18 protein-coding genes are annotated in these 24,885 nt (G+C 43.3%); 12 read left to right on the top strand and 6 right to left on the bottom strand.

Going from position 1 to position 24,885, the window contains the following annotated elements; all coding sequences use genetic code 11:
• The first annotated feature begins 33 nt into the window (after positions 1-33).
• Genes GX654_13320 through GX654_13300 form a run of 5 tightly spaced genes read left to right on the top strand, consistent with a single transcriptional unit; the run spans position 34 to position 4,617 of the window.
• Entirely contained in the window at positions 34-822 is a 789-nt protein-coding gene (locus GX654_13320) for a M23 family metallopeptidase (protein ID NLD37841.1), read from the top strand.
• On the top strand, positions 822-1,061 hold the full coding sequence (gene xseB / locus GX654_13315) for an exodeoxyribonuclease VII small subunit (protein ID NLD37840.1): 240 nt from the start codon (positions 822-824) through the stop codon (positions 1,059-1,061). Before GX654_13320 ends, xseB begins: the two co-directional genes overlap by 1 nt.
• 2 nt (positions 1,062-1,063) lie before the next feature.
• Positions 1,064-1,954, top strand: coding sequence for a polyprenyl synthetase family protein (locus GX654_13310; GenBank protein NLD37839.1), 891 nt, complete (start codon positions 1,064-1,066; stop codon positions 1,952-1,954).
• Positions 1,954-3,846, top strand: a complete 1,893-nt coding sequence (locus GX654_13305; protein ID NLD37838.1) for a 1-deoxy-D-xylulose-5-phosphate synthase — start codon at positions 1,954-1,956, stop codon at positions 3,844-3,846. Before GX654_13310 ends, GX654_13305 begins: the two co-directional genes overlap by 1 nt.
• A gap of 48 nt (positions 3,847-3,894) precedes the next feature.
• The gene (locus GX654_13300; protein ID NLD37837.1) at positions 3,895-4,617 is read left to right on the top strand and encodes a TlyA family RNA methyltransferase; all 723 of its coding nucleotides are present in this window, start codon (positions 3,895-3,897) and stop codon (positions 4,615-4,617) included.
• 61 nt (positions 4,618-4,678) lie between these two features.
• Here the strand turns inward: GX654_13300 and GX654_13295 are convergent, their stop codons facing one another.
• A complete protein-coding gene (locus tag GX654_13295; protein NLD37836.1) occupies positions 4,679-4,954 on the bottom strand; it encodes a hypothetical protein in 276 nt (91 codons plus the stop codon).
• Positions 4,955-5,212: 258 nt separating this feature from the next.
• Between GX654_13295 and GX654_13290 the strand changes: the two genes are divergently transcribed.
• A complete protein-coding gene (locus GX654_13290; protein NLD37835.1) occupies positions 5,213-6,457 on the top strand; it encodes an MFS transporter in 1,245 nt (414 codons plus the stop codon).
• 251 nt (positions 6,458-6,708) lie between these two features.
• Positions 6,709-8,637: a hypothetical protein gene (locus tag GX654_13285; protein NLD37834.1), complete on the top strand. Its 1,929-nt coding sequence runs from the start codon at positions 6,709-6,711 to the stop codon at positions 8,635-8,637.
• 401 nt (positions 8,638-9,038) lie between these two features.
• On the opposite strand, the gene GX654_13280 is transcribed toward GX654_13285, so the two are convergent.
• The 3 genes from GX654_13280 to GX654_13270 all read right to left on the bottom strand — a co-directional run bounded on the left by GX654_13280 (position 9,039) and on the right by GX654_13270 (position 13,105).
• Positions 9,039-10,814, bottom strand: a complete 1,776-nt coding sequence (locus tag GX654_13280; protein NLD37833.1) for a sodium-coupled transporter — start codon at positions 10,812-10,814, stop codon at positions 9,039-9,041.
• A gap of 10 nt (positions 10,815-10,824) precedes the next feature.
• Positions 10,825-12,630, bottom strand: coding sequence for an SLC13 family permease (locus GX654_13275; GenBank protein NLD37832.1), 1,806 nt, complete (start codon positions 12,628-12,630; stop codon positions 10,825-10,827).
• Positions 12,631-12,883: 253 nt separating this feature from the next.
• Positions 12,884-13,105 (bottom strand): hypothetical protein, encoded by a 222-nt coding sequence (locus GX654_13270; GenBank protein ID NLD37831.1) that lies wholly within the window; start codon positions 13,103-13,105, stop codon positions 12,884-12,886.
• 338 nt (positions 13,106-13,443) lie between these two features.
• Here GX654_13270 and GX654_13265 point away from each other — a divergent pair, with 338 nt between their 5' ends.
• Positions 13,444-13,827 (top strand): hypothetical protein, encoded by a 384-nt coding sequence (locus GX654_13265; protein ID NLD37830.1) that lies wholly within the window; start codon positions 13,444-13,446, stop codon positions 13,825-13,827.
• Positions 13,828-14,056: 229 nt separating this feature from the next.
• On the opposite strand, the gene GX654_13260 is transcribed toward GX654_13265, so the two are convergent.
• Positions 14,057-15,484 (bottom strand): HD domain-containing protein, encoded by a 1,428-nt coding sequence (locus GX654_13260; protein NLD37829.1) that lies wholly within the window; start codon positions 15,482-15,484, stop codon positions 14,057-14,059.
• Positions 15,474-17,174, bottom strand: coding sequence for a HEAT repeat domain-containing protein (locus GX654_13255; protein ID NLD37828.1), 1,701 nt, complete (start codon positions 17,172-17,174; stop codon positions 15,474-15,476). The genes GX654_13260 and GX654_13255 overlap by 11 nt, the downstream gene beginning before the upstream one ends.
• 432 nt (positions 17,175-17,606) lie before the next feature.
• Here GX654_13255 and GX654_13250 point away from each other — a divergent pair, with 432 nt between their 5' ends.
• The 4 genes from GX654_13250 to GX654_13235 all read left to right on the top strand — a co-directional run bounded on the left by GX654_13250 (position 17,607) and on the right by GX654_13235 (position 24,424).
• Positions 17,607-18,254 (top strand): protein-L-isoaspartate(D-aspartate) O-methyltransferase, encoded by a 648-nt coding sequence (locus tag GX654_13250; GenBank protein NLD37827.1) that lies wholly within the window; start codon positions 17,607-17,609, stop codon positions 18,252-18,254.
• Entirely contained in the window at positions 18,238-20,352 is a 2,115-nt protein-coding gene (recG, locus tag GX654_13245) for an ATP-dependent DNA helicase RecG (protein NLD37826.1), read from the top strand. Before GX654_13250 ends, recG begins: the two co-directional genes overlap by 17 nt.
• Positions 20,353-20,730: 378 nt before the next feature.
• Complete coding sequence (locus tag GX654_13240) at positions 20,731-22,149, top strand: sigma-54-dependent Fis family transcriptional regulator (GenBank protein NLD37825.1); 1,419 nt, start codon at positions 20,731-20,733, stop codon at positions 22,147-22,149.
• A 142-nt stretch (positions 22,150-22,291) separates the two neighbouring features.
• Positions 22,292-24,424, top strand: a complete 2,133-nt coding sequence (locus GX654_13235) for a response regulator (protein NLD37824.1) — start codon at positions 22,292-22,294, stop codon at positions 24,422-24,424.
• Positions 24,425-24,885 lie beyond the last annotated feature (461 nt).

Below are 24,885 nucleotides of genomic sequence, written 5' to 3'. Positions count from 1 at the left end.
ATCAATGTGCCTGCCTTCGCAAATGATGTCCAAATGACATTATCATCCCAGGAGCTTAATCAGGGCGGTGTTATCCACCTAAAAATCCATGAAAAAAAGGGTGAAAGACCGGAATTGAGGTGGCTTGAAAAAGAGGTGTATCTCTTATACCGTCCTGACAAAAAAATATATGAGGGGTTTATTGCAGCAGACCTTGAGCAGAAGCCAGGCACATACGATTTAACTCTGCTTTTCAAGCCTTCAGCCATTGAAAAACATCATAAGATAAAAATCCTTCATAAGGATTATGGCGTGAGAAGGCTCACGCTCCCTCCCGGTCAGGTTAACCTGAGCGAAAAAGACCTGGTACGGGTAAACAGCGAAAAGGAGATTATTGACCGTTTATGGGCAGAACCTGATACACCGGTACTGTTCAATGCCCCCTTTATAATGCCCATAGAAAGCGAGATCATTGGCCCCTTTGGCAGAAGGAGCGTCATTAATGACCAGCCCAGGTCACCCCATACAGGCGTAGATCTGAGAGGCAAAAAGGGTACGCCTGTAAAGGCCTCAAATGAGGGGAGGGTTGTCTTTACAGGGGATCATTTTTTTACGGGTAACACTGTTATTATTGATCACGGTGCAGCCATATTCACTATGTACTTTCACCTTGATAAAATAAATGTTAATAATAATGAGCTAATCAAACAGGGTGATATCCTCGGTACGGTTGGTTCAACAGGCAGATCAACTGGGCCTCACCTTCACTGGGGAGTAAGGGTTAACAACATGAGGATTGACCCTGTCAGCTTGGTAAAAGTCAGCAGTCACATGGAGGAATAATGGCTGAAAAGAAATTTGAAGATGCAATGAAAAGGCTTGAAGATATTGTAGAAGAGCTTGAAGGAGGGGAACAGCCCCTTGAAGAATCACTGAAGGCATTTGAGGAGGGGATGAAACTGCTTACCTTCTGTTCAGGGAAACTTGATGAGGTTGAAAAACGGGTCTCTATCCTGATAAAAGAAAGTGATGGAAGATACACAAAAAGACCATTTGATGCAAGCGAACAGGAAGAGCCCTGATTATGCAACTTAAAGAATACCTGAATGAAAAAAGAATAATAGTGGATGAGGCACTGAACGGCTTTCTACCTGAAACAAAAGGCCCTGCCCATGAGCTTTATGATGCCATACGATACAGCCTCTTTGCAGGGGGAAAGAGGATCAGGCCCATCCTCTGCATTGCAGCGGCAGAGGCAGTAGGCGGAACCAGTGATGATGTTATGCCTGTTGCTTGCGCCTTTGAAATGATACATACCTACTCCCTTATACATGATGACCTCCCCGCAATGGATAACGATGAATTAAGGAGAGGTAAGCCCACAAACCACATGGTTTATGGAGAGGCAATCGCTATACTCGCAGGAGACGGGCTTCTGACCGAGGCATTCAGGATTATGGCCTGCGCTGAACTGCTTGCAAGGGTTGGGGCTGACAGATTCATAAGGGTTATGGAGATGGTTGCATCCGCAGCAGGTGCAAGGGGAATGGTTCTGGGCCAGGTGCTTGATATAAGGGCAGAGGGCAAAAAAATAGATACCTCGCATATGGAGATAATCCATGCGCATAAAACCGGTGCGCTCTTAAGGGCATCGGTTACAACCGGGGCCATACTCGGTGGGGGAACTGATGAACAGATTGATCAGATTGATAAATATGGTAAATATATAGGCCTTGCCTTCCAGATATCAGATGATATCCTTGATATAGAGGGCAGCACAGAGGAGCTTGGAAAACAGACTGGCGTTGACGCTGAAAGAAGCAAAAACACTTATCCATCGAATTACGGCATGAATAATGCGAAAAAGATGCTTAAAGAGATTACAGCCAGTGCGGTTGAGGTCATCTCAGGATTTGATTTGAAGGCAGATATACTGAGGCAGATAGCCTTTTACATAATGGAAAGAAAAAAATAATGACAAAAAGTGATAAAGAAAATCTTTTACAAAAAATTAGTACCCCGAAGGACCTGAAATTTCTTTCTGTAGGGCAGCTTGAGCAGCTTGGAGGGGAGATCAGGGAGCTGATAATTAAAACAGTCTCAAAGACAGGCGGGCACCTTGCCCCCAGCCTTGGCGTTGTCGAGCTGACCCTGGCGCTGCACTATGTCTTTAACACCCCTTTAGACAAGATAATCTGGGATGTGGGGCACCAGTCATATGCCCACAAGATCATTACAGAAAGGAAAGAGCGATTTCATACTCTCAGAACATACGGGGGGTTAAGCGGTTTTCCAAAAAGGTCAGAAAGCCCTTATGATCCCTTTGATACGGGCCACAGCAGCACATCCATATCAGCAGGCCTAGGTATCAGCACAGCAAATGCGTTAAAGGATGAAGATTCAAAGGTAATAGCGGTTATAGGCGATGGCTCCATGACCGGAGGCATGGCCTTTGAGGGGCTTAATCAGGCAGGAGACTCGGATAAAGACCTTATTGTGGTCCTGAATGATAATGAGATGTCCATAGCCCCCAATGTAGGGGCCATATCATCCTTTTTAAGCCGTAAAATGACAGGACGCAGGTTTGTAAGCCTCAAGAAAGATTTTGAAAATTTTTTAAAGTCTGTCCCCGGTTTTGGTGAAAACATACTTAACCTGTTCAGGAAGAGCGAGGACTCGCTAATCACCTTTTTCACACCTGGTATGCTCTTTGAGGCATTCAAATTCAAATACATAGGCCCTATTAATGGTCACCGCCTTGATATGCTCATAGAGACATTCGGGAATGTAAAGGCGCTTAAAGGGCCAATACTGGTCCACGTGCTTACCAAAAAGGGGAAAGGCTATGCCCCGGCAGAAAAAAATCCGGCCTATTTTCATGGTGTGGGCTGCTTTGAGGTGGAGACAGGGTCACCACAGAAGAGAGAAAAAAGCTGCCCCACCTATACTAAGGTCTTTGGCGATACAATGGTTGATCTCGCCACAAAAGATGAGAAAATATTTGCAATTACAGCGGCCATGCCTGAAGGCACAGGGCTCAATGAGTTTGCGCGCAGATATCCTGATCGTTTTCATGATGTGGGGATTGCTGAACAGCATGCTGTTACATTTGCAGCAGGGCTTGCCACACAAGGATTCAAGCCAGTTGTGGCCATCTATTCCACATTCCTGCAGAGGGCCTTTGACCAGATCATCCATGATGTATGCCTCACAAGGCAGCATGTGGTATTCTGCCTTGACAGGGGAGGGCTTGTAGGTGAAGACGGGCCAACTCACCACGGCTATTTTGACCTCACCTACATGAGGAATCTGCCCAACATGACAGTCATGGCGCCAAAGGATGAAAATGAACTGCGTCACATGCTCTTTACTGCGCTTCAGCATGATGGTCCTGTGGCAATCAGGTACCCAAGGGGTGAGGCGCTGGGGGTACCTTTTGATAAAGAATTAAAACTCATACCCATCAATAGCAGCGCAGAGGTTCTTACAGAAGGAGACGACCTTGTGATTGCAGCAATAGGCAGCATGGTATACCCTGCCCTTGAGGCAGCAAATGCGCTTGAAGCTGAAGGCATTAAAGCAACAGTTATCAACTGCCGCACCGTAACCCCCATTGACAGAAAGATTTTAGATCTTGCTGAAAAAACAGGCAGCCTGCTCACAGTTGAAGAAAACATCAGAAGCGGGGGGCTTGGAGGCGCAATGCTTGAATCCCTTGAGGATGCAGGCATCCATACAATAAAGACCAAAAGGCTTGCCCTCCCGGATAAATTTATCGAACATGGCCCCATTCCCCTTTTAAAGGAAAAATACGGGCTCGATAAAGCAGGCATAATCAGGGAAGCTAAAACGCTGCTCGGAAAGTGATCATTGGAAAAGGCGATCTCAAGAAAAAAGATCCGGCTTGATCAGCTCATGGTTGAAAAGGGGCTGGCTGAAAGCCGTGAAAAGGCAAGGGCCATTATCATGGCGGGCGAGGTCATGGTTGATGGTGCAAGGGAAGATAAGCCAGGCCATACATTCCATGAAGAGAGCAAAATCACCATAAAAACCCAACCCATGCCCTATGTAAGCAGGGGAGGCCTGAAGCTTGAGGCAGCCATAAGGCACTTTAATATAGATGTAAAAGGGCTTGTGATGCTTGATACAGGTGCATCAACAGGCGGGTTTACAGACTGCCTTCTGCAGCATGGCGCAAAAAGTGTGATCGCTGTTGATGTGGGTTATGGTCAGATGCACTGGCGACTGAGAAATGACCCCAGGGTAACTGTTATTGAAAAGACCAACGCCAGGAACCTCACCAGCGAAGATATAAATGAAAGACCTGATGCCGCTGTAATAGATGTCTCATTTATCTCACTCAAACTCATTATCCCCCCTGTATCAGCGCTCCTTCATGAAAACACCTTTATTATAGCCCTCATAAAGCCCCAGTTTGAGGCAGGAAAGGGGGAGGTCGGAAAGGGTGGCGTTGTAAGGGATGAGGAGACCCATAACAGGATAATCGCAGATATAAGTGATTTCTGTAAAAAGCAGGGGCTTACCCCGGTTGGTGTAATACCCTCCCCAATCCTTGGGCCAAAGGGTAACAAAGAATTTTTAATATATCTAAAAAGACAAACCAATCCACTCCCATAAACCTGCCCTTTTATATAAAGGCGGTTTACAGGATGGAAAAATCTGCCTGAAAGAGGAGATTCTAGTGCTTGCCGCGCTTTGAAGCCTTTAGTGGGTTGATCTTCTGTTCGGCCTTGGCTTCAACCTTGATGTGGGTAGCCATGTTGCAGTTTCCATTTTTCCATTTTACGGCTGGCTCAGGGAAACTGTTACAGTATTTGCCTGTAGGATACTCCTGAATTCTATTACAACCGATACATACATCAATAATCTGATGGCATGCGCCACCTGGAAACTGGCAACCATCCTTTTTCATAAAAAAGCAATCAACACCTTCTTTTATTGTCTCGCAAAGCATTGTATTCACAACCTTTCAAATTTAGTTAACATATAAAAACAAAGGCAAAATAGATGCCTTAACATGAATATTTTGTCAAGGGAAAACAGCGCCAGGGGCAATTTTCAATAAAACACTTTATGTATTTTCCCTATAATGATAAACATTTGCTTATATATTTTACGGAGCAAACTATTAAAATCATTTTCATTTTTATAAAAAACAGTATCTGCTCTAATGATATACAAGATAAAATAGCAGTTCAAGGAGTTGATTTAATTGAATAGTAATCCAGCATTACCCGGTGGAAAGCAGCCCGTATTCTTTTACGGGTATGCGATAGTCTTTGCCTCCTTCTGTCTTCAAATACTTGGTTTGGGCATGTTCAACAGTTTCGGGGTATTTATTAATCCCCTTGTCTCTGATTTCGGCTGGTCAAGGGCATCCCTTACCGGCGCACTCTCATTTGTCTATGTAATCGCTGCCCTGGTCAGCATTGTGCTTGGCAGACTCAATGACCGGTTCGGGCCCAGGCTTATCATGACCATATGCGGGGTTGTCCTTGGGGTAGGCTATCTGCTTATGTCAAGGATATGGTCTATATGGTCATTCTATATCTTCTGCTGCCTGTTCATCGGTATAGGCATTTCAGGCGTCGATGTGGTGCTTCTTTCGACAATAGCGCGCTGGTTTATCATAAAAAGGGGGCTATTAACCGGGATCGTTAAGGTTGGCACAGGGGCAGGTATGTTTATCATGCCGCTCATTATCAATAAGCTCATAAATTATTATGGCTGGAGGAACACGCTCATCATACTTGGCATTATCGTACTGATCCTGTTTTTTATTGTCTCCCAGATGTTAGTAAGAGACCCTTTTATTAAAGGGCTTGCCCCGGACGGTGACAGAGATATAAAAAACAGGGTAAAATCGCATATTGAAAAGGGCATATCCTTTAAAAAGGCCATCGGGACAAGGCAGTTTTATACCATAGCGATAGTCTATACCCTTTTCTATACTTGCTCAAATACCATGATGATCCATATTGTGCCCCATGGCCTTGATCTAGGCCTCACAGGAGGAGATGCTGCAAAGGTGCTGTCAACGCTCGGAGCGTTCAGCATTTTTGGCAGATTATTGATGGGGGCTGCAGGGGACAGGGTTGGCAACATCAGTGCAATGTTTGTATGTTTTATATTTCTCTTATCAGGGCTCATGTGGCTACAATTTTCGCATAACATGTGGATGCTGATAATCTTTGCCATGATCCACGGGTTTGCCCACGGAGGGGTCTTTTCTGTAATCTCACCTATCCTTGCAGAGCTGTTCGGGACAGTGTCACATGGCCTTATATTCGGTATTACAGCCTTTATATCATCTATGGGAGGGTTCATTGGGCCGGTTATGGCCGGGTATCTCTTTGACCGGACAGGGAGTTACAGTGCGGCATTTATTGTGCTAGCGGCAATGAGTTTCACAGGGCTTATAACCTCATTAACACTGAAACCTGTTAAGGATAATTAAAATTTATATGTAAAGTAATGCTTGTCCAAACACGGATTTTAAATGCAATGTATATGGTTGAATACAAGAAAAGGATTCAATAAGAATTGCATAATTTTGGAGCATACCCGTAGGGGCAGGCCTGTGTGCCTGCCCGCAGATCATGGGGCAGGGCAATCATCACCGGGCAACCACATAGGGTTGCCCCTACAAATATATTATCAGTATTATACGAATATTACTTGGCATTGATACAAAGAAAGAGGTCACATATGGCAAATTATGGATATGCTGGTAAAATAATAAAGGTAGATTTATCAGTTCATGCCACTACACAGCTTGATACATCTGATTATGCTGACCGCTTTATTGGCGGTAGAGGGGTTTGCGCAAAACTCTACTGGGATGAGACCACGCACTACACAAAGGCATATGACCCTGATAACTGTATAATATGCACAACAGGCCCTATTGCCGGGTTTACCAGGTTTGCAGGGTGCAGGTGGCAGATGTGCGGCAAGTCTCCTGCTATGGAACCGGAATCATTTTCCTATGCCAATTTTGGAGGAAGCTGGGGCACGTGGCTTAAATATGCCGGATTTGACGGCATTGCAGTAAAAGGTAAAAGTGAAAAGCCTTCATGGATACTTATCAATAATGACAGTATCAGCATAAATGACGCAACCCATCTCTGGGGAAAAACAACTGTTGATACAGAAACCTATTTCCTGAAAACCCTTGGTAAAGAGGCCCGTGTAATGTGCATCGGCCCTGCCGGAGAACACCTCGTCTCCTTTGCCGTTGTAATGGCATCAGACAATGCAACAGGTTCATGCGGATTCGGGGCTGTTTTTGGCGCTAAAAATCTCAAGGCCGTTGTAATAGTGATCGATAAAAAGAAAAGACCAATCGCCTCTGACCCTGCTGCGCTCAAGAATTTTGCAGAGATTGTTTTCAAGTTGCGGACAGAAAATTATGAAAATTACGGCCATGTACTGATTGACAAAAAAAAAGTCAGGGCCTGCTACGGGTGTATAAGCGGCTGTGACAGACAGGAGTTTCCTGATGAATCAGGTAGGGGATATAAACATTTCTGTCAGGCATCTGCTGTTTATATTGAGCATGCCATAAAATATAACGGCCTTGAAGAGGGGCTATCAATAAACAGGGTTGCGAACCAGCTAAGTGATCAGTACGGGCTTGATACAGCAGTACTCATGCCCATGTTTGGCTGGCTCTCCGCCTGTTATAATGCAGGGATAATCACTGAAGAGGAGACAGGGCTTCCTCTTTCAAAGATCGGAAGCCTTGAGTTTGTTATAATCCTTTTTGAACAGATCACTTACAGAAAAGGGTTTGGTAACACACTGGCTGATGGCACTATAAAGGCTGCAAACAATGTGGGCAGGGGGTCAGATAGGTTTATAGGCGCTGTAATCGGGACAAGGGCAAATGAGACAAGGGATTATGACCCGAGATACATGCCTGTGCACGCCCTCATTTACCCATTTGAACCGAGAAGGGCCATACACCTCCTTCATTCAACATCCCTTGTTACAGGAAGATGGCAGAATTACCTTGATGGATACAAAGATGCCTTTATATCACCTGAAAAATTCTATGAAATAGCAGAGGAATACTGGGGTAGCCTTGAGGCAGGGGACTTTGGCACCATGCAGGGTAAGGCTCTTGCCGCAAAGATGATACAGGAGTATGGTTACATGAAGGAAAGCCTTGTGCTGTGCGACCTCTCATGGCCCATATACCCTGTAAAATACAAAACAGCAGATTCAGGTTTTTGCACAATGGAGGCCAAGATACTCTCAGCCATAACCGGTAAATATTTCGATAAAAAGGAATACCTTCGTACAGGGGAGAGGATATTCAACCTCCAGCGGGCAATAATGATAAGGCAGGGCACAGGCGGCAGGACAGGCGACACTATAATGGATTTTTACCACACAGACCCCCTTGAAACCATGTTCAAAAACCCTGAATGCATAGCGCCTGGCAAGGATAAGGCTATCATATCCAAAAAGGGTAATATTTTTGACAGGAATGATTTCAGGCTTCTGATAAATGAATATTATTCTATACGAGGTTGGGATATTGAAACAGGCATTCAAATATCTGATAAACTCAAAGAACTGGATATGGCGGATATTGGTTTTGAGCTTGGCAGGCTTGGCCTATTAAAATAAATCGTGACCTTTCACTCTTGTTCCCTGGTCACCCACTTATAACAAAGAGACCTTATATACATCAAGAAAAGCGGAGAAAGTTAGATACAGCTTCATTAGTATAGAATCATACCAATCGTTTACCTGCCAATATCAACCAATTTTCCGACATCGGCAAAATGGTATTGCCAAGATTCATTACACCACCTATACCGGCAATTTAAGAATCTCCAACCATAATAACATCCCCGGGCTTTTTTAATTTATCCAAGGTGATCATGAAGGCCTATTTGCTTGGTTTGCGATAACCAATTTCACATAACCACGTTACACACTTAAAATAATGAGTGAACCGGGGCGTTTTTTAGAAATTCAATATCATTTTCTAAACTATATTATTAAGGAGCGTACCACTTTATTCTTTAAAACGGCCACACAAGGCATATCACAGGTAAACCCACTATAATAATCAAGATCTGAAGAGGAAACCCCATACGCCAGTAATCGCCGAATTTATAGCCTCCAGGCCCCATTACAAGGGTATTTGACTGGTGCCCTATGGGTGTCATAAAAGCGCATGACGCACCGAGTGACACACCCATTAAAAAAGGGTCGTTTGATACTCCCAGTGCGCCTGCCACCTCCAGTGCGATAGGGGCCATGAGAACCGCTGCTGCTGCGTTGTTTATGATATTTGACAGGCCTGATGTAATTATAAGAATTAACAAAAGTGATACCCATGGCGATATATTCTTTGATATTTTAAGCATATGAAAAACAACGGTCTGGGCCCCTCCGCTGGTTTCAAACGCCATACCCACCGGTATCATAGCTCCAAGAAGTATAATGACAGACCAGTCGATGTTTTCATACACCTCGCGTATAGAAATCAGTCTTGTCAAAACCATTGCCACTGCCGCAATAGTAAGAGATATCTGTATCGGTAGAATATTGAAGGTAGCAATAAGTATAGCGGCAACAAAAATAGTCAGGCTTTTTATTATCTGCTTAGGCTTGCCGATCTTCAGATTCCTTTGAGCAAGGGGAATGCAGCCCATTTCAACAATAGTTTCATTTATACTGCTGGCAGGGCCGTTTAATAGAAGCACGTCTCCGGGCTGAAACCTGATCGAGGCGATCCGCTGATTGATCCGCAACCCTTTTCTGGCCACAGCAAGAAGATTTAGCCCATATCTTCTTCTGAGATTCAGGCTAAGGGCGGTTTTTCCGGAGAGAATCGAATCGAGCATTACGACCGCTTCAGCCATAATTATTTCTTCCGATCCAAGTATATCCTTCTCAATTTCCCTGTCCCCAGCCAGTTCAAGCTTGGCTTTATCCACAAAGGCCTTCAGATCACCCGAATCAGCTTCTATGACCAGAACGTCATCTTCCAGCAGGACCTCTGTCGAGGCAGGTTGCACTATTCTTCGTTTATCCCTTGCAATGCCTATTATATTTATCTCCAGATCTTTTAATTTAGCAAGCTCCCATATTCTGCTGCCTGCGATAGACGAATTTTTTACAACGCGCACTTCTGAAATGTAATCCTGTATGTGAAAAAGTTCCTCCAGCGACGCCTGACCTTTTCTTTTAGGAAGAAGACGCCACCCGATAAGCGATATGAACAATATGCCCGCCAGTGTAACTGCACCGCCTACAGGAAAGAAATCGAACATCCTGAAGCCTGCCATACCCTCCTGCTGACGTACAAGGGCTATTATAATGTTAGGCGGAGTGCCTATCATAGTTGTAAGGCCGCCGAGAAGCGAACCAAAGGCTATGGGCATAAGGAAAAGAGAGGGCGGAAGCCTGTTTTTGTGTGCGATCTGGACCGTAACCGGCAGCATTATTGCAATGGCACCTACATTGTTCATCATGGATGAGAGCGCTGCCACAATGGTGACAATCACAAGTATCTGAACAGTCATATTCTGTTTCAGCTTGAATAACTGGTTTGTCAGGGCATCTATCACACCTGAGTTTATGAGTCCCCTGCTGATAATGAGAACCGCCGCCACAGTCACGACAGCAGGGTGCCCGAATCCCGTAAAAGCATCGTTTGCAGGCACTATGCCTGTTACAGCCACAACAAGCAGGGCCATAATTGCTACAATGTCATACCGCCATCTTCCCCAAACAAAAAAGACAAGAGATAATGCCAGGGTCAAAAAAACTATGAGCTGATTTATATCCATCATAACGCCTTTAAAGAAAAAGATGTACAGATAATATAAAGCCAGAGAAGACCAGAATACTCAGTATCGTGCCGGTTTTCAGATAATCCTTTAGTGAATAGTATCCAGGCCCCATTACAATAAGGTTGGCCTGTTGAGCTATAGGTGTCATAAATCCGTTTGATGCACCCAGGGCTACTGTTATCAGTAGCATTTCAGAGCTGATGTTGAATGTGCCGGCCATTGAAAATGCCACAGGGCTTAAGAGGATGGTTGCAGTGATATTTGAGGTCAAAAGAGATACCACTGAAGATATCAAAAAAAGCAAGCCCAGTATAAACAGTGTTCCAAGCCCTGAGAAGGCATAAAAGAGACTCCTGACAAAATAATCTATGAGTCCGGTCTTTACCATTGCGTCCCCGAGTGGAATAAAGCCCGCGAGAAGTATTATCATTTTCCACTCCACAGACCTGTATGCCTCCGCGATTGTAAGGCATCTTGTGATTACCATCAGTGCCGCGGCAGTAAAGGCAGCAAGCGAGACAGGCAGAATCCGACTGACAACAGCCAGGAGCATAAGGGCAATAATGATGATGGAAGTGATCATTTTGTCTTTATGCTGAGGGTTTGGCGATGTTTCAAAACCGGAAACCGGCAGGAACTCGTCTGTTCTTCCGAGCATTGATAATTTGTTCCATTGGCCTCTCACTAGCAAAGCATCTCCCAGTTGGAGAGTCTCCTCGCCAAGCCTTGACCTGATCGGTTTTCCCGAACGCCAGATCGCCAGAACAGTAACACCGAAACGTTCCCTTAAGAAAATTTCTTTAAGCTTTTTTCCAGCGTAATGAGACCTGGGCGGAAGTATAAGTTCCGCTATTCCTATTTCATCAGTCATGAAGTCCTTTTTCTGTAAATTGCTTTTTTTCTTTATCTCAAGACCAAAGACCTCTGAAGCCATGTTTATATCTTCTTCTCTGCCCTGAACAATAAGCCTGTCATGGGGCATTATCCGGTCATTACTCTTGGGTGACAACCTTCTTCTGGCAGTATGTATTATATCAATAACATTTATTCCATAACCTGAACCAAGCCTGCTTTCAGCTAGTGATCTACCTGCTATGGAACTGGATTCGGACACTTTGAGTTCAAAAAGCCTTTCTTCAAGTTGATATATGGATGGAAGCTCTTCGGGAGAGGTGGATATTTCTATCTTTTCCTCGAAATACTTAACAGGAAGAAGACGCCTTCCTATTATCAGCATGTATAAAAAACCTATGACGGCCATTACAGAGCCAAAGGGCAGCATGGAAAAAAAACCAAGCTCCCTGCCCTCTGCCGACATTAATACCTCGTTAATAATTATATTCGGCTGAGTTGCGACAACAGTGAGCATCCCTCCAAGTATTGTGCTGTATGCAAGGGGCATTAGGAGTCTGGAGGGGGCAATTCGGGATTTGATCGATACGGAAATAACCCCGGGCAGAAGTATGGCCGTGGCAGCCAGGTTGTTTATGATAGAAGAGAGCAGCAGGCCCGCTGCCATCACAAGAGCGGTTGTCTTAACCTCGGATAACCCGCTGATCTTAATTATTTGACTCCCGATCAGCCCGGAGACCTCCGTATGATATAGCGCCCCGCAGATAATAAAGAAAGATGCGATGGTAATAACTACAGGATTGCTGAAACCTGAAAAGGCCTCGTCAATACTGAGAATCCCTGAAAAGATAAGGGAGATAATAATAAGCACAGACACAACGTCAGAGGTGAGTTTCCCTGTCAAGAGAAGGGTAATTACTCCTAACAGGATAATCACAACTATAATCATTTCAATATTCATGTAAGAAGGAACTCATAATCAGGTCAACTTACAACAGCCTTAAAAAATAATGAGATATCATTTGTTATATGCACTTATATCACCAGGGTTAGTCTTTGTCAATTGTGCTTGTCTGTTATACCTGTAGCACCCGAAAGGAAAATATGGCAGGATATGAGAACTGTCCAGGAGACTGTGGGACACAGATAAAAAGGCAAAATTAATAGCTTGATTTGCTTTTATATCTACGCCCACTGCTCCCACGTACCCTGTTTCATGGCGCGCAAAGGTCTACACCCACATATTGACATATTATCGCCCTTTTGTATGTGCCACCCAGTCCGTGCAGTGCAATTATGAGCGGATTCTTTTTATCCTTTGAAACCTTTGAGGAGATAAAAAGTACATAACCTAAGTCCTCATTTTTATCTGTAAAATGATACTTGCGCTGCTCCACACGTGTGTCAGGCTTTATAGTGATCGGAAACTTGGGCATTGTTTTTTTAGCTGGTGAAGGCTCCGGTCCTGTTACTGGCTGGGCAAATAAAATACAAAGGCAAATGGCAATAATGGATGTAAAGACCGAATAGATTCGCTTTTTTATGGTAATATCTCCTGTGTGAATCTTTTTTGTTATGTGTGAATTTAGAACATATTTGGGCAGCTCTATTTACCATGTTAAACAAAAACATATGCAAATTTCACTGATTTCATCGTTATTCCACAAAGTTACTGTAGCATCAATAACTTAGAAATATACTTTTTCTATCGTGACAGGAGAAAATTTTCACTGTATATTCATGTTCAGTATTAATACAAAAAAAGGAGCCTTAAATGTTATCAAAATCTATTAAATCTATTTTACTTGTTACCCTTCTTGTTATCGCCATATTCACTGTAACTACTTTTGCCGCTGGTAACCCTGATATCAACGATACAGTGGAACTCAAAAATGGTGATAAAATTTCAGGGCATGTTTTAACCGATTCATTTACTGTTACATCACCCTATTCCATTGTCACTCTTGAGAGGGATAAGATCTCTGAAATAGCTATCATGCCTGAGGGTTACAACCATGACATAGTCACCCTTAATGAGGCTGGCATACTTGAAGGGACAATCGATGAGGCATCTATAACTATTAAAAATGAGAAAGGTGAAAAGATTACCCTTAAAAAAGAGGAATGCAAAAAGATTGTATTTAAGCCAATAAAATAAAGCGAGATGCTCTCCATATGGGAGGTAAAGTAATTAAAGCCGGTTAAGATTTAAAAGACTGTAAAGAGTTCCAATACGAAAAAAGTATTCACCACGGAGGACATCCACCTCCGCTAAAGCTATGGCGGGACAGGCAGAGAGCACGGAGAAAGGCTTTTTATAATTTTATCAATAATAATTTTTGTTTTTCATGGCGCCCTTTGCGTCTTTGCGGTTAAATTTTGGCCTGTCATTTCAATAAAAGTTCAGCCACAGATACACCGATGCTGGAGGGGATAACACCCATTTTAATGCTTGCTCCTGAGTAGCCATTTTCTCCTGAAAGCTTTTTCACTTCACCATGTGACAGGGTCCCACTGCTGTCCTTTTCAAGAAGCATTATTGTAGCCGGGGCCAAAGGGCCGTCAGGGTAATCCACGATAATCGCAAATCTCCCGTCTGATAACTCTACTGTGGAGCCTATCGGGAATATCCCCATCATCCTTACAAAGTGTTTTAATAGCACCATATCAAAGCTCTTTTCTCCCTCGCTCCACATCTTTCTTAATGCCTCATCCGGTGTAAAAGATCTGTTGCGGTATTTACGATCTGCAGTAAGCGCCTCATACACATCAACAATACGTAAGATCCTGCCTGAAAGGCTGAGTTTTTTCATGAAGTGTGTTTTAGGGTAACCTGTCATGTCAGGGTTCAGGTGGTGTTCAAAGGGGCCAAGGATTATTTTTGACCTCAACTCCTTGTCTGCATTCAATCTTAATATCCTTTTTACCCCAAGCAGTGGATGGCTCTGTACCATATCCCATTCATCATCATTAAGCGCTCCCTGCTTAAGGATGATATCCCTGGGCACACCTACCTTGCCCAGGTCATGAAACAGCCCGCATACAGAGAGATGCTCAAGCACCACATTTGATAACCCTATCTGTTTTCCAAGGCATGTAGCCAGAAGAGAGACATTAACCGAATGGGTGTATGTGTAATCATCATACTCATGGATGGTTGCAAGCCCCAGTATAAGTGACCTGTCTTCATGGATAAGGTCCACTATATTCTGGGCAAGTCTCCTCGCCTTAAGTACCCCGGCTACACCCTTTGAGGCCTTTTCGGCTACATCCTTTACAGTATCAAGGGCCATCATATAGGCGGTTTTGGCCTTTTTTTTCCTTTTGTAGCCCTCACCACTCTCATCGCCATCGCGATCATCTTCCTTTTTTTTCTGGATATCTACCCATTCCAGGGAATATCCGGGGAATTTGCCTTTAAGCCATTCAAAGGGTGATTCATTCTTTATGGAGAGATCAATCAAGCGTATCAGTGTCATAATATCAGGATATGAGGCCTTCGCACTGGTGATGGAAAACTGCATAGCCCCGATCCCTCTTTCGGAGAGATATCCTACCATCTCATTAATGATATTCTGGCTCTCCCTTCCTGCGCGGAGTTTTTCGCCATCTATATGGAACCTGCCTCGCCAGAGCTGGATATTAAAATCACCCTCTTTTGTCATTTCATCAAGAATACCCTTAAATTTTACAAGGCACTCCTTAATAAGCCTGTTATTATCCTTGTGTATCCTTGCTGTATAGATAAGGTTATGCATCACCCTTATAAACTCAATCGCATTTGTTGCTGGCATGGCCCTGTTTTCATCTGTCATTTACCGGTACCTCCTTTGACAATTCCTCTATTGCGCTGCCCGCTATCTTCCTTATGCCGGGAAACATAGATCTTTTTGCAGCATCAAGGACCTTATCTGCCTCTGCTAAACCGAGTGTGCCAAGGGCAATTGCTGCCCCCGTCCTTATTACAGCCCTTTTTGAACCCGCAAGAAAACCCCATTTTAAAAGGGTATCTTTAAGAAATGGCACAGAACGGGCTGAGCCGCATTTACCGAGTATCCTGAAGCACTGTATCAGGTGATTTGCATAAAAATCGGTTGCCCTGATCTTCTTTAAGTATGATACAAGAAACTCCTCTGCAGCCGGATCGCGGACGCTCTCCATCTGTGCCAGAACAAGCTGTCTTATGGAATCCTCTTTATCGACTATAAGGTTAAACATCTCTTTTATACGGCCAGGGTCTATCTTGAGTATCCCCTTTATGGCGGTGTATCTTATAGACCCGGATGAGTGATGCGAAAGTCTCTGGAGATATTTCAGGGATTGTGGGTTATCCATTTTGAGAAGAACTGAGACAAGCCTTTCAAGGAGATTGTCACCAGCATTATTGATAGCAAGCTCCAGCGCGCTAATATCACTTGAGGCAAAATGAACAATGGCATCCAGCAGCACCTTTTTCTTGGGATCACTCTGGGGTTTGGAAAGCAGGGATAAAAGGGTATGGATCGCCCTGCTGTCAAGCAGGATAAATATATCATACAGGATAGCAGCATCGTCAGTTTCTATCTGTTCCCATATCTCGTTAAGTGGCGCTAGCGCCTCTTTACCTGAGGCACTTGCATAAAAACCTGAGATCAATTTCTCAGACCATGGTAAATCCTCCCTGCATATATCCCTTATATACTGAAGCCCCATAAGGATCTTGAGCCCGATATCAAAATCCCTCCTTCCAAGAGTAAGTGTAAATTCCTCTGAGAGCACATCAAGTATCTTTGAAAAGTCATCCTCCTCCTTCTGCTGCAGGAGACTGTCCAGAAGGGCATCAAGATATGAGGTGATGTCAGCCTCCTCTTCAGAAAGCATCATCTCTTTTAAGGTCATCTCCTCATCAGGAGTAAGAGCGATGTTGATGAGATCAATAGGGGGGTCTACCTGGTGAGCCTTTTCCCTCATCTCGGTGCCTTCGTTTATTAATGAACCTCTGCTGGAGACAATATCATTAAAATCCTCTGCTTCATTACCACTACCGGAAAAGAATTCTGTAACCTCATAAAGGATGTGGGGAAAGGGGTTCTCCCAGAGTGCGGTTACTATATCCCCTTCAGGTTCTGCTGATAATTTAATATATCTGTTAATTATCAGCAGCAGGTCGCTGACCTCCTTCTGCTCCACACCGGGTGTAAACTCAAGCCAGCTTATTCCGTCCCTGAATAGGGTATGATGCAGGGAGCCTTCCTCAGGGATGCCTTCAACTAATATTCCATCACGACAGACAACCTGTTCCCTTTCTATCTCAAACCTTAACTTACCGAATTTATTTATATATGCTGTAAGCTGAGTATAAAACTGATTAATGGAATTTTTACATATGCCATGCCCCTCAGGGTATAATGTCAGGTTCTTGACAGTAAGAAGAAGAGTAGTAAAAAGCCTCCTTACCAGGTTCAGCTCCGCCTCTGAAAGGGTTTTATCATCTGTCAATGCCTTCTGATTCGCTATATTTTCCATTTTCATACCATCTAAAGTTCATAAGGCAACACATAAATCTATCTATGCAAGGCAGGTGTTTTAAAATCATTTAACCATCAACCCTTAATATTTTGCAAGATGTGTACCATAAAAAGGAGGAATACTACTCTGTAAAATTTTAAATGGCCTCCATCCTGATAGAGGCTGGTTCTGGATGAAGCTTTCAGCCATCTTTTGATTATATGCCTTTTTCTGATCCGCCGTCGCACAAGGCTATGGCGGGACAGGAAGCTGAATGCTGATAGCTGACCGCTTAAAACCAAAAACGACAGTTTTTGGATGGATACTAAATAACATTTCCTCTTGTTTGAGAATAAAAAATAGGTTAATAAAGAACACCCAGCCTGGCTGAATATTCTATTTCTTTTGGAGCAGATGAACGCTATTTAGCAACCTGACATGAGAGCCCGAATGAATCACGACTACAAACATGCACGCGAGAGGATGATCAAGACCCAGCTCATCCCAAAGGGAATAAAAGATAAGGGTGTGCTTGAGGCCATGTCAAAGGTGCACAGACACCTCTTTCTTGAGGAGGCTTTAGCAGGCGAGGCTTATAATGATCATCCTGTTCCGATAGGCCACAAGCAGACAATATCCCAGCCCTTCATTGTTGCCCTTATGACCCAGATACTGAAACTCACAGGCAAAGAAAAGACCCTTGAGATAGGCACAGGAAGCGGTTATCAGACAGCCATACTTGCTGAACTCTCGTCAAAGGTCTATACTATCGAACGTATCCGCCCTCTCATGGAAAAGGCCAGATACCTGTTAAATTCCCTTGATTATACAAACATCCTTTTCAAGTACTATGACGGCACTCTAGGCTGGCAGGAGTATGCCCCTTACAATACAATAATTGTTACAGCAGGGGCACCGCAGATCCCGGAAAATCTGGTAGAACAGCTTACTGAGGGCGGGAGAATGGTAATACCTGTTGGCGGAAAATCAAGCCAGGATCTTATCGAGATAATCAGGCTTAAAACCGGATACAAAACAGTAAGGCATGGCGGATGCCGCTTTGTGGACCTGATAGGCGCACATGGCTGGAAAGAGTGATCGGAAACCTGCGGTCTCCGCAATAGCAAACGATTTTCTTAACATACCTGTCGCAAGGCTCAAGGGAATCGGGGTCAAAAGGGCAGCAGGACTAAAAAAAAGGGGCATATCCACTGTTCTCGACCTCTTATATCTCATACCAAAGGATTATGAGGACAGGACAAAGATCATCCCATTCAATAAGCTTGAGTATAACAAACCAGCACATATAAAAGGAAAGGTGCTCTCATCAGGTGAAGAGAGGCTGTTTCGTTCCAGAAAAAATCTCTTTAAGATAATCCTGAGTGAAGGCATTTATCAGGTCGACCTCTGCTGGTTCAATGTGAAAAAGGCATATTTCAACCTGTTTTGCAGCCCAGGGCAGGAGATATGCGCATACGGCCATGTCACATGCCATGGTAACAGGGTTCAGATGTACCACCCTGATATTACAACTGCGGGTGATGATGAAACACCAGCATTGCTGCCTGTGTACCCTGTTATAGAGGGGCTCTCTAACAGGCAGTTAAGGCCCCTTATCAGGGCAGCCATTAAAGAATACCTTGACCTTGTTATTGACCCTGTGCCTGAGATATTTTTAAAAAATGCACATCTGCCCGGCCTTAAAGAGACGATCATGGCGCTCCACTCCCCTGATAAGAGCAGTGATCTTCAGGGATTAAAAAGTGGAGAGACCCCCTTTCACAGGAGGATAATCTTTGACCGTTTTTTAAACCTAGCACTCAGGATGAGCCATGACAGAAGGCAGAGGGTATTTCAAACAACCACTCCATTAAAGATACCGGAGCGCATGTTAATGGAGATCAATACATTCTTTCCATTCCCCCTGACAGATGATCAGATAAAATGCATAGAGGAAATTCGTAACGACCTGATCAGCGGGATACCAATGAACAGGCTCATTATGGGTGATGTTGGCACAGGCAAAACCCTTGTTGCTGTTGCAGCCGCCTATATGGTTATCAAAAACAATCTTCAGGTGGCAGTCATGGCCCCTACCCAGCTTCTGGCAGAACAGCACATGGCCTATTTCTGCGCACTTCCGCCAGAGATGGGTTTTAAGCCTGTGGTTATCACCAGCGCCCTTAAAAGACCGGAAAAGGAAAAGATATACGATTCTGTCAAAGATGGCGCCTATAATATAGTTATAGGTACCCATGCCCTTATCCAGGATAAACTCAGTTTCAAAAAACTTGGCCTTGCAGTGATTGATGAACAGCACAGGTTCGGGGTCAACCAGCGTTCAATGATCATAGAAAAAGGGGAAAACAGCCATGTATTATCCATGTCTGCCACACCAATCCCCAGGACAATCGCCTTAACCCTCTATTATGACAGGGATGTCTCCATAATTGCCCAGTACCCTGGCGCCCGCATACCTGTCTCCACCATTCTTGTGGAAAGGACAAAAAAAAGATGGATTTTTGACAGCATGATCAAAATGCTTGAGGAGGGAGGCCAGGTTTATATTATCTGCCCGCTTATAGACGAATCTGAGAACATGGAACTTAAAAGTGTTATTGAGATGGCTACTAATCTTAAAAAGATAATTAACCCTAGTCACAGGGTGGAATACCTTCACGGCCAGATGGAACAAGCATTAAAGGATGCAACACTAAAGGAGTTCAGGGAGGGTAAAATAGCTATCCTTGTTGCCACAACAGTAATAGAGGTGGGCATCCATGTGCCAAACGCCTCACTCATGATCATTGAACACCCTGAACGGTTGGGCCTTGCCCAGCTTCACCAGCTAAGGGGTAGGATTGGCAGGGGTGGCAAAGGCGGCACATGTATACTTGTATCCCCTGAAAGCATGTCTATAATGACGAGAAATAGGCTTTCTGTAATGACGCAATGCAGTGATGGCTTTGAAATTGCCCGTATGGATATGGAATTCAGGGGCCACGGCGAGATAACAGGCACAAGACAGTCCGGTTTAAGCGAGTTTGAGCTAGGTGAAGTATTTGAAAATCATGACCTGTTTCGCATGACCAGCGATATGGTAAAGGAGATATTTGAGAAAGACCCTGACCTGAAACAGCCTGAACACCGCCATTTCAGGGCAATACTGGAGAGGTCAAAAAATATTACTGTATGATATAAATTATCACCACTCTTACTCCTCTACTCTATCTTTTCCCATCAAAAAACTCTGTCAATTTAATGACAATAACTAAATAAAAATCCGGCAATAATAATCGCAATCCAAATCAAAATCGAAATCCAAATCGAGATTTTCCAATGATTATTCATTAAAATCTAGCCGGTTACTTTAATAATTCCAGTAAGCTGCCTTCAGGAAAATCCAGCCTTGTGCTGTTTGATTTCGATAATAATAACGATTTCGATCCTGATTTCTATTATAACGAGCAAAATTGCAGAGATTAGAATACATTTGGCACGAAAAATGCTAAAAATATAACATTCCAGGAAGCCGGTTTAATTGAAATAGACAACCTTAAAAAAATTAGAAGTCATGGCAAAAATACTAATAATAGACGATGACAAGGAAATTTGCATATTATTACAGGCTGTTACAGAAAAAATAGGGCATGAATCAGACTGTGCCCATTCACTTGCAGATGGCCATAAAAAGGCAACAACAGAGCCATATGATGTCGTACTCCTTGACGTAAACCTGCCAGATGGCAACGGTTTAAGTCTGCTTCCAAAGTTAAAGATCTTACCTTCATTTCCAGAGGTTATAATTATTACAGGTGAAGGCGACCCTGATGGAGCAGAACTTGCCATAAAAAACGGGGCATGGGATTACATAGAAAAGCCCCTTTCAATTGATGGCATAACACTTCCCCTTTCCAGGGCGCTCCAGTACCGGAACGAGAAGAAGACTAATGGCAATTCCATTGTACTCAAAAGAGAAGGCATCATAGGCGAAAGCGCAAAGATAAGGCTATGCCTTGACCAGGTGGCCCAGGCCGCAATGAATGATGTGACTGTCCTTATTACCGGCGAAACAGGCACAGGCAAGGAGCTGTTTGCATCTGCCATACACGATAACAGCAGCAGAAGGGACAACAATTTTGTTATTGTGGATTGCGCCGCCCTACCTGAAACCCTCATTGAGAGCACCCTTTTCGGGCATGTTAAAGGGGCCTTTACAGGCGCTGACCGTGACAGGGAAGGCCTTATAAAACAGGCTGACAAAGGCACCCTGTTTTTAGATGAGATAGGCGAACTCCCCATGTCAGTGCAGAAGACATTCTTAAGGGTATTACAGGAAAAGAGATTCAGACCGATCGGAGGCAAGGAAGAGCTTAAAAGTGATTTCAGACTTATCGCTGCAACAAACCAGAACCTTGAACAGATGGTCAGGGAAGAGAGGTTCAGACAGGATCTCCTGTTACGAATAAAATCCTTAACCATATCGCTTCCACCCCTTAGAGAAAGGGTACAGGATATAAAAGAGCTTTCATTAAACATTATCAGCAAGGCATGTGAGCGTGAAAGGATAGGCATAAAGGGTTATTCCCCTGAATTTATTAAGACCCTTGAGGCGTATAACTGGCCAGGAAATGTGCGTGAACTGGTCAATGCGCTTGAAGGGGCCATAAGCAAGGCAAGGTATGAACCCACACTTTTCCCAAAGCACCTTTCTGATCAGATCCGCATTGATCTTGCCCGCTCCACCATTACCGATCACATGGATCGGGTTCAAAAAAGCAGTGACAGAAACATAACCTCCGCATTTTCACAGCTTCTCCCTACAATAAAGGAATTCAGGGAAACAATCATATGTGAAAATGAAAAAAAATATATAAGTGAGCTACTTTCTGTCACCAATGGTGACATAAGGGAGGCATGCAGGATCGCCGGTTTGGGTAGAGCCCGCTTGTATGGGCTGATGAAAACATATGGTATATCGAGGGCATATTGATCAATTTCTTTCTCCAATAAGAAACATCACTTAATGATGTTGTAATATTTTTATAAACCTATGTGTAGATAATTATAGGTTGTCGACCTGATCACGGGTAGCATTAATACACCTGAAAGGCAGTTTTGGCGTAGGGAAAAGAATGGACTCTTCAAGTATTATCGGAATGGTTAATAATGCTGCCCTCCTTCTTTCATTATATCTGCTTTATGATATGTTCGACTTTGAATCAAGAAATGATCATCCTCTTCTCAGAAAAGTGCTTACAGGCATTATCCTTGGGTGTATCGGAATAGCTATAATGTTCAATCCATGGATATTTGGAGGGGGTGTTGTTTTTGATACACGGTCTGTTCTTCTCTGTATTTCCGGGTTTTTTTTCGGCCCAATACCGGTGTTTATTGCGGTAATAATGACTGCAACCCTGCGTATAATTATGGGTGGAGCCGGTGTACTGACAGGCATATCAGTTATTATAACATCTGCCTCTATCGGTATAGTCTGGAAATACCTTCGTTCAGATAAAAATAAATCTCCAACCCTTATTGAATTTTATCTACTTGGCATTACAGTTCATATTGTAATGCTTATTTGTATGCTGTGGTTACCCTGGGAGATGGCAGCAAAGGTTTTTTTAAAAATCGGTCTGTCTGTGATGATTATTTATCCTGCTACTACAGCCATACTCGCAAAACTGATCCTGAACAGTGAATATCGAAAAAAGGCAGAAAAGGAAATACGTAATAGTGAAGAGCACCAGAGGGCTATCATAACCGCTTCACCATTTGCCATAATTACACTTACACCGGATGGACATGTAAAAAGTTGGAATAGCGCAGCAGAGGAGATATTCGGATGGACTGAAGAAGAATCTATTGGCAGATGTCTTCCGATTGTGCCAGACGAGCAGAGTAAAGACTATAAAGTATTATTCACACAGGTTATGAACGGTGAATCCTTTTCTAATATTGAGCTTATTCGACAGAGAAAAGATGAAACATTTGTAGATGTAAGACTTTCTGCGACCCCTGTTAAAGAAAAAGGAGATAATATTAACGCTATAATGGCGGTCTATGAGGATATCACAGCCCAGAAAAAGGCCGAAAATGATAAAAAAAGACTCCAGGCACAATTGACCCAGGCAAAGAAAATGGAATCAGTCGGACGTCTTGCAGGGGGAGTTGCCCATGACTACAACAATATGCTCAGCATAATTCTCGGATATACAGAGATGGCGCTGGAAGAAGTGGCGCCTGATTCGCGTCTGCATTCTGATCTTCAACAGATACTTGCAGCAGCAAAACGCTCAACTGATATAACAGCCCAACTGCTAGCCTTCTCCAGGCAGCAGACAATTGCGCCTAAAAAACTGAATCTGAATGATACAATTGAAAGTATGCTCAAGATGCTGCGTCATCTAATCGGAGAGGACATAGAACTTGTCTGGCGTCCCTGTAAAGACCCACTACCAATCATGATGGACCCTACCCAGATTGATCAGATCCTGGTAAACCTGTGTGTCAATGCAAGGGATGCAATTACCAATGTTGGAAAGATCATAATCGAGACTGGGGTACAATCATTTGATGAGGACTATTGCGCTATTCATACCGGGTTTGTTTCCGGTGATTTCGTTATGTTTTCAGTAAGCGATAATGGAAAAGGCATGGATAATACAACACAGGAACACCTGTTTGAACCTTTCTTTACAACCAAAGCCATAGGTAAGGGAACGGGACTCGGATTAGCAACTGTCTATGGTATAGTCAAACAGAATAATGGTTTTATCAACGTCTATAGCGAGCCAGGTCAGGGAACTATAATCAGGATTTATCTACCATGTTATTATGATGAAAGTGATAATATTAAATCTATTAAGCAAAAAGATCCAAATATCCATGGCGATGAGACCATTCTGCTTGTAGAGGATGAGCATGAAATCTTAAGAATGACAACAATGATGCTCGAGAGCCTTGGTTATAAAGTGCTTGAAGCGAAAAGACCGGATGAGGCAATAGCTAAAGCTGCTGAATATAGCAATAAAATTCATCTACTCATAACCGATGTGATTATGCCCGATATGAATGGGCATCAGCTTTCAGAAGAGCTGCGTGCCGCGTATCCCGATATAAAGATATTATTTACATCAGGATATACATCAGATGTAATTGCAAACAGGGGTATCCTGGATGATGGAGTCAATTTTTTACCAAAACCTTTTTCAAAAAAAGACCTTGCTTTAAAGGTAAGGGAAGTAATTGGTAACGTGCATTAGAGCCATTCTATCCTGCCAAAAGGAACAAAAAACACACAGATTTAGAAAACCAATCTTTCATAATTTTTAGAAGTATAAATCAGTTCGTTTGGCATATTAATTGTATAAATAATCATATTGATTAAATACTTTACCCTGCTACATTTTTAAACAAAAGGAGGACGATATGAAATCGTTATTTCCTAAACTATCTCAGCATCTTAAGCCTGAAAGACCTCCTCTTCGCATCAAGTCAGGAAGCTGTCAATCCAGTCATTTTTTTGTCACATATTATGTTTACTGGGGCTACCTATCCAAATAAAAGAGAAAACCGATGAATGAATTACCCGGAATAATAAATAACGAGGCTGTCGAAAAACCCTTTTTTCGAGAGATTTATGCTCCCAGGGTATGGCAGCCCTAAAAAAATTATTTTTATAAAAATAAAACGAATTTAAAAAACGAAAGTCAAAATCCCGATG

It is taken from the genome of Desulfatiglans sp., from assembly GCA_012513605.1.
In the GTDB taxonomy this organism is placed as follows: domain Bacteria; phylum Desulfobacterota; class DSM-4660; order Desulfatiglandales; family HGW-15; genus JAAZBV01.
This window is presented reverse-complemented; position numbering and strand designations above follow the sequence as displayed.